Source organism: Pectobacterium aroidearum, from assembly GCF_015689195.1.
GTDB lineage: Bacteria > Pseudomonadota > Gammaproteobacteria > Enterobacterales > Enterobacteriaceae > Pectobacterium > Pectobacterium aroidearum.
In genome coordinates, this window is sequence record NZ_CP065044.1 from 981,769 (window position 1) to 995,911 (window position 14,143).

Here is a 14,143-nt window from a genome sequence, read left to right on the forward strand (position 1 = left end):
TCTCGTTAATGGACAGTGGCCGATTACTGATGACGGTCAGTGTACGGCAACAAAGACAAGTAACGCGCACGCTTGATAGCGCGGGCCAGCTGACGCTGGTATTTTGCACGAGTACCGGTGATACGGCTCGGAACAATCTTGCCGCTTTCAGTGATATAGTTTTTCAGCGTAGCGATATCTTTATAATCAATCTCTACAACGCCTTCCGCGGTGAAACGGCAGAATTTGCGACGACGGAAATAACGTGCCATGTGGCTAGTCTCCAGAATCTATCAATTCAATCTGCTCGGCATGTAACACTATCTTGCTTAGCCCATTGCGCCCTTGATGGCAGCTAATGAAACCATGCACGGTAAGTTGCGTGCCGACCGTTATACTGTGGGTAACTGCTTGTGACGAGAGTCCGCTGACAATCACGGGCATACGACACCATGCTTGCCGACTCAATCCGGCTTCCTCCTGCGTCGAGCGGTGCTCAAGCACAAACTGGCAGTGAGGAATACCTGACGGGCTGACTTTACGAATGGGCGTCTTGCACACTGTGCCGGACAACACCAGACGATTCACCGTCACCACAACAATTACTCTTCAGAATCCCCTGCATCCACATCATCGCCAGCTTCAGCGAAATCTTCACGACGCTCACGGCGTTCGTCTTTCGCTTTCACCATTGGAGATGCTTCAGTTACCGCGTGCTTAACGCGCATAACCATGCTGCGGATAACGGCATCGTTAAAGCGGAAGTTTGTTTCCAGCTCATCGATCGCTTCCTGCGGCGCTTCAACGTTCAGCAGAACGTAGTGTGCCTTGTGCAGTTTGTTGATCGGGTAAGCCAGTTGACGGCGGCCCCAGTCTTCCAGACGGTGGATCGTGCCCTGCGCACCAGTGATGGTAGCAGTGTAGCGCTCGATCATGCCCGGAACCTGTTCGCTCTGGTCAGGATGAACCATAAATACGATTTCGTAATGACGCATCGAATTGCTCCTTACGGATTATTCAGCCTCCTGTCTGGGTCAACCGCGGCCCGTGGAGGCAAGGAACGTGTATGTGTGCGGCTGAAAAAATGACGCGTAAGTATAGTGCCCGACATTAAAGAACACAAGGAAGAAACACAGGAGTTTTCTGCGTGGTGATATTTCAGCGCCAGGGGCAAAATTACAGCGTCCGTCGGAAGAAATCAGCGCCCGCCTGTAGCGCCGTTGGCGTAATGCGATGCCCCACGCCCGGCTCAGTCAGATACGTCAGGTTAGCCAGTTTATCACGCGCCTGTAATGCCTGATAAAGATGAACGCTTTCTGCCGCTGGCACGACGTCATCCGCTTCACCGTGCCATACCAGCAGCGGTCGATTGGACAGCGCGTCCAGACGCGTGCTGACATCATAATCCGCCAGCTTGGTCGCTAATGCCTGCAATACCGCCTGATTTTCCTCACCATCGGCCGGAACCGGAGGAAACAGCGCCGACGACAGCGTAGAGAAATAGCCGGAGCCCATAAACGCCGCCACCGCAGTAATCCAGGGATAACGCGCCATACAGCCGAGCGCACTCATTCCACCGAGCGACGCACCGCAAACGCCAATCCGCTCCCCGTCGATCAAGCCACGCTGCCGATATTCCGCCACATAGCCTGGGAGTTCTTCAATATTCGTTTGCAGGATGTCCCAGAAATGAGCCAACCGCAGCGATTCATCGCCGTCATAGCGCGCACCGTGCATAGCTGCATCGGTCAGGATCACCCGAAACCCAGCCTGCGCCAACGCGTAGCCAAAATACGAATACACCTCTTTTGATGAGGTGTAACCATGGAAGAAAAAAATCGTCGGTAACGGCAGATCTCTGCTTCCCGCCGGTACCGCGTGAATTGCCTCAATACCGCTACCGAGCTTATCTAATGACATTTCGACCATATTTCCCTCGTTTTCCGTTCTGTCAGCCTATTTTTATGTAGCGAAATCGTATTTAGCAGAAAGGGGGCATCCTTTTACGATAAACCCACTCACAGCAATCTTCTTATCCCGTGTCGTCATGAATTCCGTGCTGGTTTAATCGGCGTATTTATGTAAATAAAAAAATCACATTGATCCAGATCAATAACTGAAATGAATGTTTACACTCCGTGATTAATTTTTTTTCATTTACTGCCGTTAACGCATGTGAAGCAAGACTAAAAAATAACCTTTTTATTATAAGAGACACACGTATGTTGGGACTTTCCTTTAAACACTGGGGTTTGGGTATCAAGTTATCAATTATCGCCTCCCTGAGCGTGGCGATATTGTTCATTGTCTTCACCCTCACTCTTACCCGCTCCGCAGGCAATCAGCTGAAATCTTTGACCCTCAATGACATGCAGAGCCAGGTGAATGGAGTCACCGACATGATCAACATGTACGATACCAGCCTACAAGCCGAGGTCAGCAACTATACGCGTCTGCTGGCAAGCTTTCTGCCGACGCAGTTTTCGCTGGATACCGTTAACCGTACGCCTTTAGGCAACGCTTCTCAGCCAACGCTTAAGGCTGGCGATACGGTCTTGAACCTCAACACCGAAGTGCCAGATGACTTTCTGAGCCGTACCCACGCGATCTCAACGATTTTTGTCCGAGATGGAGAAGATTTTACGCGCGTCACCACGTCACTGAAAAAAGAAGACGGATCGCGCGCGATGGGCACCAAGCTCGATCGTGAGAGCCCAGCCTATGCCCTCGTGATGAAAGGTGAAACCTACAGTGGGCTAGCAACGCTGTTCGGCAAACAGTACATCACCCAGTACCAGCCGATACGCGACAGTGCCAGCAAGGTTATCGGCATTCTGTTCGTCGGTGTCGACATCACGAAGCAATTTACCGAGATGCAACAAACGATTCTGAACAAAAAAATGGGTGAGACAGGCCATTTCTTTGTGCTTAATACGAAAAAAGGAAAAGATGCGGGCAACTACCTTTACCACCAAAGCAACGCCAACCAGCGCCCTGACTGGTCGGAAGGTGCGTTAGAGAAAGTGCTGGCAACCGGTAATGGCACGATCGAATACGACAACAACACGATGACCGGCGAAGAAAAAACCCGAATCATGGTGTATCGCAGTATTCCACAGTGGAACTGGATTGTTGCTGGCACAGTGAGTAAAGAAAGCCTCATGGCTGAGATTAATCACACTCGTAACCTGTTTTTAGGTGGCGGTATTATTCTGGTTCTGCTCTTCGCCGCATTCTTTGTCGTGCTGACGCGCAAATGGCTAAGCCAGCCGCTCGTTGAAATCGTCAAAGTGGCGGAACAGTTTTCTGCCGGTAACCTGACGGCGACGCTTTCCAGTAACCGTTACGACGAAGTAGGTCGGCTGATCGATGCCATTAACGGCATCGGACAAGGGCTAACGACGATTGTGTCACAGGTCAGAAATGCATCCGAAGAAATCAGTGCCAGCACCGATGCACTAGCTGCCGATAGCGAGAACATCAGCGAGCAGATTGCCCGTCAGGCCAGCAGCGTCGAAGAGACGTCTGCCAGCATGGAGCAGCTCTCCGCCAGCGTGAAGCAGAACGCCGATAACGTCTCCGCCGCCAAAGATCTGGCAGAGCAGAGTGCCGCAGCGGCACGTAGCGGTAGCCAGACCGTCACCGACTCCGTTTCTACGATGAGCGACATCAAGAACTCCTCGCAGCGAATTGCCGATATCACGACGGTGATCGAATCCATCGCTTTCCAGACCAACATTCTGGCGCTGAATGCGGCGGTTGAAGCCGCGCGTGCAGGTGAACACGGCAGAGGCTTCGCCGTAGTTGCTGCCGAAGTGCGCGCGCTGGCGCAGCGCAGTTCTACCGCGGTGAAAGAGATCGAAACCCTGATTGATGAATCGCTGGAGAAAATCGAAGCGGGTTACCATTTCTCAGAAAAAACGCAGGCGGTAATGGACGACTTGCGTAACCGTATCCTCCAAGTCAGCACCATCGTGAACGATATCGATATCGCCTCACGCGAGCAGTCTGCCGGTATTGGCCAGGTGAATATCGCGATTGTACAAATTGGTCAGGCAACGCAGGAAAACACCATTCTGGTCAACAACTCGGAAGACACCGCACAGGGTCTGCGCCAGAAAGGCCACCACCTCAGCGAACTGGTCAGCGTCTTCCGTATTTAACATTCACACATACCCTAAATAATTCGAGTTGCAGGCAGGCGGCAAGAGAAGGCATCCCGATGAGCTTACTCAGGTAAGTGATTCGGGTAACTGAACGCAGCCAACACACCTGCAGCTTGAAGTATGACGGGTATGGCCATCGTGTTGCAGGTATTGCACGATGGCCCCCACTTGAGTATTATGCCGACGTTTTTTCACCCTTCCCCCACACTGACAAAGGAGACGACATCATGACAACACTAACTCTGATTCTTTGCAGGACATCTCGGGACTAATTCCGCATTCTTTTCCGCTTTGCGTTATCCCCCCAGCTGTAGCCTGCCTTACCCTATTTTTAAATTGATCAGCAGGATGATCTATGGGCAATGCTATTCGCTCTATTTCGGCGCGCGTCAGTGTGATCGCGACGGAAAATACCTGGATTGAAGATAAAGCAATCCAACAGCTTCAAATTACATCACAACTTCCCGATATGGTCCGCGTGGCCGGCATGCCAGATTTGCATCCGGGCCGTGGCTACCCTATTGGTGCCGCCTTTTTTTCACAACAGCGCTTCTATCCGGCGCTGGTCGGAAACGATATCGGCTGCGGTATGGCGCTATGGCGCACAGGCCTTAATGCCAACAAGATTTCGTTGGATAAGCTGGAGAAACGGCTTGGCAATATTGATGGACCACTGGAAGACGATATCGAAATTCCACCCGCGCTGGCGGATTTCCGCTATTCGCTAGGCACCATCGGCGGCGGCAACCACTTTGCAGAATTGCAGCAGCTTGATGACATTTATCAGCCAGATGCGCTGCACGCTCTGCATATTGATCCTAAACAGCTGCTGTTGCTCGTTCACAGCGGCTCACGCGGATTAGGGCAAACCATACTGGAAGCCCATGTGCGGGAATTCGGCCATCAGGGGCTTGAAGCCAACACGCCAGCCGCAGAGGCCTATCTGGAACAGCACCAGTTCGCGCTGACGTTTGCTACCAACAATCGGCGACTGATCGCCCAGCGGATGCTGGATCGCTGGCATACGGAAGGCGATGCCGCACTGGACGTGAACCACAATATGGTGACACCGACAACGATTGAAGGCATTTCTGGCTGGCTGCACCGCAAAGGCGCGACGCCTGCCGATTGCGGCCCGGTCATCATTCCCGGTTCACGCGGTGACTACAGCTACATCGTACAACCTATCCCTCACGCCGACAGCCTGTATTCACTGGCGCATGGCGCAGGGAGAAAGTGGATGCGCACGGAGTGCAAAGATCGGCTGTCTTCACGTTACAGCGTCCAGCAACTGGCACGTACCCGCTTTGGCAGTCGCGTCATTTGTCAGGACAGGCAGCTGATTTTTCAGGAAGCGCCAGAAGCCTACAAGCCGATAGACAGCGTGATTGGCGCGATGCAACAGGCGGGATTAATCACGCTGATTGCTCGCCTGAAACCGGTTCTCACCTACAAAACGCGCGGGGAGGATAAATGATATTGCTTCAGCTCTCCGCCGCGCAGGGGCCGGACGAATGCATGCTGGCAACGGCAAAAGCCTTACAGGCTCTGATACGGGATGCCGCCCGGCAAGGTATCGAATGTGAGATCATCGAAACCGAAGCAGGGAAACGCTCTGGCACACTGCGTTCCGCACTGGTGCTGTTAAACGGCGATCGGGCGGAACCGCTGGCTGCCAGCTGGTGCGGTACGCTTCAGTGGACGTGCAATAGCCCGTGGCGTAAAGGGGGTGGACGTAAGAACTGGTTTATCGGCGTCGCACGCTTTCATCAGGAACAGGCGTTTGCCGATAACGAGATTCGTTTTGAAGCCACCAAATCCTCCGGCCCCGGCGGACAGCATGTGAATAAAACCGAGTCTGCCGTCCGCGCTACCCATGTCGCCAGCGGCATCACAGTAAAGGTGCAGAGTGAACGCAGTCAGCACGCGAACAAGCGTCTGGCCTGTTACCTCATCGCCTATCGTCTGGAAGCGTTACAGCAACAGCAGCATGCCGAACTACGGGCACAGCGGCGTCTGTTCCATCACCAGATCGAACGCGGCAATCCGGTAAAAGTCTTCAAAGGCGAAGATTTCACGCTGGTCACATCGCGCTGACCTCAACTCACAGGCGGGCACCGATTGCCCGCCTGTTATTTCCTCTCGGAAATGGCCTTAAAGTATTGAGATAGGCTGAACGGCATCTGTAGATCTGACTGTTGACCGAGTCGATTAAGCTCATCACGATGCGAAGCTATCCATTGCTGCTGCAAAGGCTTTAACGTTGTTGTTCGCGCCGCAATGAGTCTATCCAAAAACCCGCGTTCGCCCTCCACCGCCAAATGGAATGCTTTTATCGCCAATTTATCCACCTCACTTCCGGTACAGCGGTTCATCGCCTGTTCATTCAAATAAACAAGCGTAGTGGCTTTATCATCGTTGTTTAACGTCCAGAACCAATCATTTTCAGGCGGTAATGTGACGGGACTTTCCTTGCCCCGATCACGGCACTGCTGATAGATCGAATCTAATTCATGTAATGAAGGTTCGGCATATGCGCAGCCAATAAACAACAGCCAAAAAGCAAAGTTAACGATACGACACACAGATCAGACTCCTTCCCACGTTGAACGTTTTCCCTGTTAAAGAGAGTGCCATTAGCCTGATGATAGCGCTACACTTCCGCTATCAATTCCTAAGGCTGAAACGATGAACATCGTACGGATACTTTTCTTACCCTTAATACTGGTGCTGTCCGGCTGCCAGATCATACAAGGTAAGCCTGTCGCGGCACCGCCGCCTGCGGAGAAAGCGCTTGAAATTCGCTACGCGCAAACCAGCCAGTTGGAAAAAATGGGGACGATTTCGGTGAGCATGCGCGGAAACGCAGATGATGTCGATCGCGCCCTTCAACAAAAAGCCGATGCCTCCGGCGCACACTATTATGTGATTGTGCTGAAATCCGAGGCCGCAACGCTCCCCGGCATGTGGTTCGCGCGCGCCGTGCTGTACCGCTGAATCTGCGGGACAGGTTGTCAAAACATGGTTGGCGAGGGTGGCGGACAAAAAAATACCGGGCAGATTCCCGGTATCGTCATGCAGTGGCAAATTAATACGACATACACGCCGCATTCAGAATCCCGCCGCTGAGCGAGGCGGCACAAAGAAAGGCACCAGAGGCAACATCGTTATTCTGGATATGCTGGCTAAGACGCGGCATATACAGGCGCACAGCGAAATAAATCAGTAATTGCACCACCAGCGCAACCACGCCCCAGGTAATGTAATCCACCAGACTCACGGAATTAATCGCCGCACTGGAAAGCGGGATCACATAACCAATTAACGCCCCACCAAACCCAATGGCTGCCGTACCATTGTTCTCTTTAATCAGCGCCCATTCATCATGCGGCGTAACGCGGGTGTAGATAAACAGAAAGGCCAGCACCATGGCAAACCCGATAAAGAAATAAGAGGCGAAAGCGAGTAGCGACGTAACAATAGGCATAGCGATATTCCTTTTAAATGAGCCCCATGGCGCGTCAGCAACGGGCAAAGGGAAGAACGAAGGATATAGATGATTCTTGCATAGCAAAGCGTTTATACATGACTTTACGTGATAACAAATGCCAGATCTCTCAACCACAAGAAATGAGGGTAAGATTGCAGACAAAATCAACAGAGCGGTAGTACCGGATAGATCATAACGACGCCGCAAGCGACGTTCCAAACCGTTTCTGGCACTGTTGTCGCCTTGCGCTTCTATTCCATTACTTCCGTTTTCGTTAGAAAAGAATAGGTTTGTCAACGATCTAAGGAGGTGCCTGATGGCACCTCGCTATTATCAATAACAACAGTCACTACGCACGCTGGCGAACGGCTTCAAACAGACACACGCCAGTGGCAACAGACACATTCAGTGAAGACACGCTGCCTGCCATCGGAATACTGATCAACTCATCACAATGCTCGCGGGTCAGGCGACGCATCCCTTCCCCTTCCGCGCCCATGACCAGCGCCAGTGGCCCGGTCAGCTTGCTTTGGTACAGCGTATGATCCGCTTCACCCGCCGTGCCGACGATCCAGATATTACGCTCCTGCAACAGACGCATCGTACGCGCCAGATTGGTCACGCTGATAACCGGTACGGTTTCCGCTGCACCACAGGCAACCTTCTTCACCGTCGCATTAAGCTGCGCAGAGCGATCGCGCGGCACGATCACCGCATGCACGCCAGCACCGTCCGCATTACGCAGGCATGCACCCAGATTATGCGGATCGGTCACGCCGTCCAATATCAGCAAGAAAGGCGTTTCCAGATTGTCTAACAATGCAGGCAGGTCGTTTTCCTGATATTTCCGCCCTTCTTTGACTTTCGCTACGATCCCCTGATGCACCGCGTCGTCAGCCTGCTTATCCAGCCATTGGCGATTCGCCACTTGAATGACGATGCCCTGCGCTTCCAGCTCCGCAATCACAGGCTGAAGGCGACGATCGTCGCGTCCTTTCAGAACAAAAACTTCCAGAAAACGCTGTGGATCGCGCTCAAGCAGTGCCTTAACTGCATGGATACCGTAAATAATTTCGCTCATTGATACTCTTCAAATTAACCATAACAGGCAGTGCCCGTTAATTTAGAGATAGAGGTTCGCCCCACGCCATCCTCCCCTTCACAGGGGAGGAAACAGGTTAGCTGACCTTACTCAGCAGACTTTTTCTTTGCTCGTTTCGCTTTGGTTGCGGCGGCGATTTTACGCGTTTTTTCCGCGTTCTTTTTCGCTTTATCGCGGTTCTTTTTCGGCTTGGCTTTTGGCTTATCCGATTTCGCGTTGCGGTCGCCTTCTTTGCGGAAGGCGGCATCCGGCTCAAAGTTTGCCGGCGCTTTGCTGGCGCTGCGACGACGTCGAGCTGGCTTAGCCTCACGCGAATCCGGTTTCTTCGCACGGTCGCGTGAGGTTTTCCCTTCACCACGAACCTTGCGCGTGCTGGAAATCAACGCAAAATCAATGTTGCGCTCATCCATATGCACCGCCTCAACGCGAATTTCGACTTCATCACCCAGACGATAAACTTGCCCGCGTGATTCACCGATCAGTCGCTGACCGATATTATCGTAACGGTAGTAGTCATTATCCAGCGTAGAAACGTGCACCAGACCATCAATAAACAGATCTTTCAGGCGTACGAAGAAGCCAAAACCGGTCACGCTGGAGATGATTCCCGTAAAGACTTCACCCACGTGATCCTGCATAAAGTCGCACTTCAGCCAGTCCGCAACGTCGCGCGTGGCTTCATCCGCCCGGCGCTCCGTCATCGAACAGTGCATACCCAGCTGTAGCATCTCGTTAATATCGCTGTGCCAGCCCCCCGTCGGTGTCCAACGCTCATGGCGATTGCTCAGCAGATATTTAATCGCGCGGTGCAGCGACAGGTCAGGATAACGACGAATTGGCGACGTAAAGTGGCCGTAAGACGTCAAGGCCAACCCGAAGTGCCCCCGGTTTTCCGGGTCATAAATCGCCTGTTTCATGGAACGCAGCAGCATGGTTTGCAGCATTTCCCGATCGGGACGATCCGCCACCTCATTCATCAATTCCGCGTAGTCTTTCGGCTGTGGTTTCATTCCACCTTTCAGCGTCAGACCCAGCTCGCCCAGCACGCTGCGCAGAGCTAATACATGATCTTCACTCGGCTGATCGTGTACGCGGAACAGCGCTGGCTCTTCGTTTTTCTCCACAAATTTCGCGGCGGAGATATTCGCCAGAATCATGCACTCTTCGATCAGCTTATGGGCATCGTTGCGCACCACGGCTTCCACACGATCGATACGGCGCTCAGCGTTGAAAATGAACTTCGCTTCTTCAGTTTCAAACGCGATACCGCCGCGCACTTCACGCGCGTGCTCAAGCACCTTATACATGTGGTGCAGCTCTTCCAGCCCACCCACCAACGGTTTGTAATGCTCACGCAGCTCGGCGTCACCTTGCAGAATATTCCACACTTTGGTGTAGGTCAGACGCGCGTGTGAACTCATCACCGCTTCATAGAATTTGTAGGACGACAGCTTGCCCTGTGCCGATACCGTCATTTCACAGACCATACACAGACGGTCAACCTGCGGGTTAAGCGAACATAGTCCGTTCGACAGCACTTCCGGCAGCATTGGGACCACCTGCGACGGGAAGTACACCGAGGTGCCACGCGCCCGCGCTTCATGGTCGAGCGGCGTATTCGGCCGCACATAATAGCTTACGTCCGCGATGGCGACCCACAGCCGCCAGCCGCCGCCGCGTTTCTTCTCGCAGTAGACGGCATCATCAAAATCGCGGGCATCTTCGCCGTCAATCGTCACCAGCGGCAGCTTACGCAGATCCACACGACCTTTTTTCGCCGCTTCCGGCACTTCCTCAGCAAGATCTTTCACCTGCTCTTCCACTTTCGGTGGCCAGGTGTGCGGAATATCGTGGGTACGCAGGGCGATATCCACTGCCAGCCCGGTTCCCATGTTATCACCGAGGATCTCGACGATCTTACCGACCGCCTTCGTGCGGCGTGTGGCGCGTTGCGTCAGTTCAACCACCACCACAAAGCCCATGCGGGCGCCGTTAATTTCTTCTTTCGGGATCAGAATATCAAAGCTCAGACGACTGTCATCCGGCACCACGAACCCGACACCGGCATCGACAAAATAGCGGCCGACAATTTGTCCGGTACGCGGTTCCAGCACGCGCACGATGCGCCCTTCACGACGGCCTTTACGATCCGCGCCCAGCGGCTGTGCCAGCACGACATCGCCGTGAATCGCCCGTTTCATCTCTTCAGCCGACAGATAAAGATCGTCTTTACGGCCTTCCACACGCAGGAAGCCAAAGCCATCGCGGTGACCAATAACCGTCCCACGCAGCAGATCGAGTTTTTCCGGCAACGCATAACACTGGCGGCGGGTAAAAATAAGCTGACCGTCACGCTCCATCGCACGCAGGCGGCGGCGCAGTGCTTCGAGAGGTTCTTCTCCGGTTAATTGCAGGTCGGCGGCTAATTCTTCCCGGCTAATCGGGGTATCGCGCTTGGCGATGTGCGCCAAAATATATTCACGACTGGGGATGGGGGATTCGTATTTTTCTGCTTCTCGTTCCAGGAATGGATCTTGTGACATTGCGGTTCCTCCGTTGTCATCAGCAGGAGGCTGAACAAAACTCATTCAACCAACAATAATTTATAAAGCGGTGGGTTTTCTTTGACCATATCAGCCAGCGTGTATTGATCCAGCTCTTGCAGGAAATTTTGTACCGCCTGTTGAAGCACCTGCTTCAAACGGCAGGCCGGCGTGATGTGGCAAAACTCGTGGCTACAGTTAACCAGCGTAAGCGGCTCTAGTTCGCGCACAACATCGCCAATTCGAATGGTTTCTGCCGGTTTCCCAAGACGGATACCGCCATTCTTGCCGCGCACGGCCATCACCAACCCAGCACGACTAAGTTGATTGATAATTTTGACCATATGATTACGAGACACGCCATACACTTCCGTTACCTCAGAAATGCTGGTCATTTTCCCGCCCGGCAGCGATGCCATATAAATCAGCGCCCGCAAGCCATAATCCGTAAAACTTGTTAACTGCACATAAACCTCGGATACCTCTGGGTATCATTAATGGGCATATTAAGTACGCCCCTGAAAAACCAATGCTATTGACAGATAATAAACCAGGCGTAAACGCTACGGCTAATTATTTATACCCTTATGTGTCAAGAGAAACCCACGTTGAAAGAAACCGCCTGGCTACGCTCTTCCCCCCACATCCTCTTTCTTACGCCAGCCATATCTTTTTAATTTTATCTCACCGCAACACAGATAACGTATTCTCTTCTGTTGGACACACCATATCCATTGATGACTGGGCTATCCCCCACGAAAGGCGGCGTAAGGAAAAGGACACCATGAGGTTGAAAAATATTTCTATTCGTACCGGCTTATTAACACTATTGCTGTTAACCACCCTGTTGCTGCTTATCGTTAGCGGCATGGGCGTGGTTGCCATTAAGAAAGACAGGGAAACGCTGACGGCACAAAACCAGATTCAGGGTATTGAGTTGGGCAACCTGATGAGCGGCTATAACCAAACGCTCAGCGCACGCGCCTCGGCAACGCTCGCCGTCAGGAAAATCGAAATCGGCCTGCTGGACGATGGGGCGAAGGAAACCGGGGTTGTAGAGAAGCACCTCAACCAGTCGCAGGAAGACATTAACCGCGTGATCAAATCAGCCAATGCCGATCCGAAGCAGCAGGCGCTGGCGCAGGAGGTGCTGAAAACCTATCAGGCCTATTTTCAGCAGGGTATGACACCGATGCTGAGCGCGCTGCAAAAACAGTATACCGACGAATATTATGACGTACTGGAAAAACAGCTCGGCCCGCTGAGTGAAGCCTTTGATTTATCAATTCAAAACTTTCGTCAGTATGCCCAACAGCTGTCCGAACAGGGTCTGGCACAATCCGAACGTAATGAGAACATGATGCTGCTGCTCATTGCCATTGCCTGCCTGCTGTCTGTCACGCTGGTTGCATTAGCCTGGATCGCACTGCGGCACATGCTGCTCAAACCGCTGGATTATGCCATTGAGCAATTGGAGCAGGTCGCCGCGGGTAACCTGACCCGCCGCCTGATTCAAGGTGGAGACAACGAACTGGGTAGACTCAACGATGCCATTGGCCGCATGCAGGGTGCGCTGCTGGAGTCGGTAAGCCAGGTGCGCGATGCCAGTACACAAATCGATCTCGGCAGTCGCGAGCTCTTTGAAGAAAACACCCAGCTTGCCCAGCGCACTGAAGAATCCGTTGCCGCACTGGAACAGACGGCAGCAAGCATGGAGCAACTGAGCGCCACGGTGAAACTGAATGCCGACCACGCCGAACTTGCGCATCAACTCGCCAATAACGTCTCGAACACCAGCAGCCGCAGCAACGAGTCCGTCTGTTACGTCATCGAGAAAATGCAGGAGATCGCCGTCAGCGCCAAGCGCATCAATGACATCCTCAGCGTCATTGACGGGATCGCGTTCCAGACCAACATACTGGCGCTGAATGCCTCCGTTGAATCCGCTCGCGCAGGCGAACAAGGCAGAGGCTTTGCCGTCGTCGCCGGAGAGGTACGCAATCTGGCGCAGCATAGCTCGCAGGCCGCAAAAGAGATCCGTTCGCTGATTCTGGATTCCCAGACGCGCGTGTCCGAAGGGCTTGAGTTAGCTTCTAAAGCGGGTGAAACCATGGATGAAGTGACCGACGAAATTATCCGTATTACGCAACTGATGCGAGATATCTCCACCGCCACACAAGAGCAACATCGCGGTATCGAACAGGTTAACGTCGCTTTCACGCAAATCGACAAGGTCGCTCAGCATAACGCGCAGCTCGTTAAAGCGTCATCCGCCACCACGCAGTCACTGGAGCAACAATCTCAGCAGCTCATGCGATCTATGGCGCTGTTTCAGGTAGAACCTCGTCTTTCCTAATCGCTGGTATATTACACCGCCTGTGGTCATTTCCATCGCCGACCACAGGCATTCCCCACAGAGAGTCCCCTGTTTACTCCATCTCCTTTAAAAAATCAATAAACAACGGAACAAGCAGGAACCCATTTCCGTCTTAACACACTTATTTCATAGGTATACTTCCGGATAATTTGAGTATTATTTTTTTAACGCTATTCTCTGTTTTTACATATAGGCGTATAAATAAGGTTTCAGCGTAAAACCGATCAACACAACTTCCTCAACGCATTGAATAAAAAGACAATGAACGATATTTGTTATTGGTAGCATTCGCCATACGTTTTCTGCCATTAATTATATCAACATAAAACAATTATTAATTAAATTAATAGCACGCTATTTTATTAATTCGTTCCATTGATTTTCGCGTACCAAAAAGGGACAACCAATCGCCCGATAACACGCCAGATAGCACCATGATAACGTGGATGCTTCTGATAAGAGCGAATCAAGGATAAAGACAGAAAG

14 protein-coding genes are annotated in these 14,143 nt (G+C 52.4%); 5 read left to right on the forward strand and 9 right to left on the reverse strand.

Annotated elements, in window-relative coordinates; genetic code table 11:
- Positions 1-23: 23 nt before the first annotated feature.
- The 4 genes from rpsR to yjfP form a co-directional block, all read right to left on the reverse strand.
- On the reverse strand, positions 24-251 hold the full coding sequence (gene rpsR / locus I2D83_RS04370) for a 30S ribosomal protein S18 (protein ID WP_005974788.1): 228 nt from the start codon (positions 249-251) through the stop codon (positions 24-26).
- A gap of 4 nt (positions 252-255) precedes the next feature.
- Positions 256-576 (reverse strand): primosomal replication protein N, encoded by a 321-nt coding sequence (priB, locus tag I2D83_RS04375; protein WP_015841576.1) that lies wholly within the window; start codon positions 574-576, stop codon positions 256-258.
- 5 nt (positions 577-581) lie between these two features.
- Complete coding sequence (rpsF, locus tag I2D83_RS04380) at positions 582-974, reverse strand: 30S ribosomal protein S6 (RefSeq protein ID WP_005974793.1); 393 nt, start codon at positions 972-974, stop codon at positions 582-584.
- Positions 975-1,155: 181 nt separating this feature from the next.
- Complete coding sequence (gene yjfP / locus I2D83_RS04385) at positions 1,156-1,908, reverse strand: esterase (RefSeq protein ID WP_194430980.1); 753 nt, start codon at positions 1,906-1,908, stop codon at positions 1,156-1,158.
- 293 nt (positions 1,909-2,201) lie between these two features.
- Here yjfP and I2D83_RS04390 point away from each other — a divergent pair, with 293 nt between their 5' ends.
- From I2D83_RS04390 to prfH, 3 genes are all read left to right on the forward strand, one after another.
- Positions 2,202-4,142, forward strand: coding sequence for a methyl-accepting chemotaxis protein (locus I2D83_RS04390; RefSeq protein ID WP_205947610.1), 1,941 nt, complete (start codon positions 2,202-2,204; stop codon positions 4,140-4,142).
- A 358-nt stretch (positions 4,143-4,500) separates the two neighbouring features.
- On the forward strand, positions 4,501-5,622 hold the full coding sequence (locus I2D83_RS04395) for an RNA ligase RtcB family protein (protein ID WP_205947611.1): 1,122 nt from the start codon (positions 4,501-4,503) through the stop codon (positions 5,620-5,622).
- Positions 5,619-6,242 carry a peptide chain release factor H gene (prfH, locus tag I2D83_RS04400; RefSeq protein ID WP_205947612.1) on the forward strand — a complete coding sequence of 208 codons (624 nt, stop codon included), beginning with the start codon at positions 5,619-5,621 and terminating at the stop codon, positions 6,240-6,242. Before I2D83_RS04395 ends, prfH begins: the two co-directional genes overlap by 4 nt.
- A 35-nt stretch (positions 6,243-6,277) precedes the next feature.
- Here the strand turns inward: prfH and I2D83_RS04405 are convergent, their stop codons facing one another.
- A complete protein-coding gene (locus I2D83_RS04405; RefSeq protein WP_205947613.1) occupies positions 6,278-6,730 on the reverse strand; it encodes a hypothetical protein in 453 nt (150 codons plus the stop codon).
- 103 nt (positions 6,731-6,833) lie between these two features.
- Between I2D83_RS04405 and bsmA the strand changes: the two genes are divergently transcribed.
- Positions 6,834-7,142, forward strand: coding sequence for a biofilm peroxide resistance protein BsmA (gene bsmA / locus I2D83_RS04410; RefSeq protein ID WP_181829231.1), 309 nt, complete (start codon positions 6,834-6,836; stop codon positions 7,140-7,142).
- Positions 7,143-7,233: 91 nt separating this feature from the next.
- Here bsmA and I2D83_RS04415 read toward each other — a convergent pair whose 3' ends face one another.
- From I2D83_RS04415 to nsrR, 4 genes are all read right to left on the reverse strand, one after another.
- Complete coding sequence (locus I2D83_RS04415) at positions 7,234-7,632, reverse strand: DUF350 domain-containing protein (RefSeq protein ID WP_015841583.1); 399 nt, start codon at positions 7,630-7,632, stop codon at positions 7,234-7,236.
- 352 nt (positions 7,633-7,984) lie between these two features.
- A complete protein-coding gene (rlmB, locus tag I2D83_RS04420) occupies positions 7,985-8,716 on the reverse strand; it encodes a 23S rRNA (guanosine(2251)-2'-O)-methyltransferase RlmB (RefSeq protein ID WP_015841585.1) in 732 nt (243 codons plus the stop codon).
- Positions 8,717-8,823: 107 nt separating this feature from the next.
- Positions 8,824-11,280 (reverse strand): ribonuclease R, encoded by a 2,457-nt coding sequence (gene rnr, locus I2D83_RS04425; protein ID WP_205947614.1) that lies wholly within the window; start codon positions 11,278-11,280, stop codon positions 8,824-8,826.
- Positions 11,281-11,321: 41 nt separating this feature from the next.
- Positions 11,322-11,747, reverse strand: a complete 426-nt coding sequence (gene nsrR, locus I2D83_RS04430) for a nitric oxide-sensing transcriptional repressor NsrR (RefSeq protein WP_015841587.1) — start codon at positions 11,745-11,747, stop codon at positions 11,322-11,324.
- A 317-nt stretch (positions 11,748-12,064) separates the two neighbouring features.
- Here nsrR and I2D83_RS04435 point away from each other — a divergent pair, with 317 nt between their 5' ends.
- Complete coding sequence (locus tag I2D83_RS04435) at positions 12,065-13,636, forward strand: methyl-accepting chemotaxis protein (protein ID WP_180778637.1); 1,572 nt, start codon at positions 12,065-12,067, stop codon at positions 13,634-13,636.
- Positions 13,637-14,143: the final 507 nt, after the last annotated feature.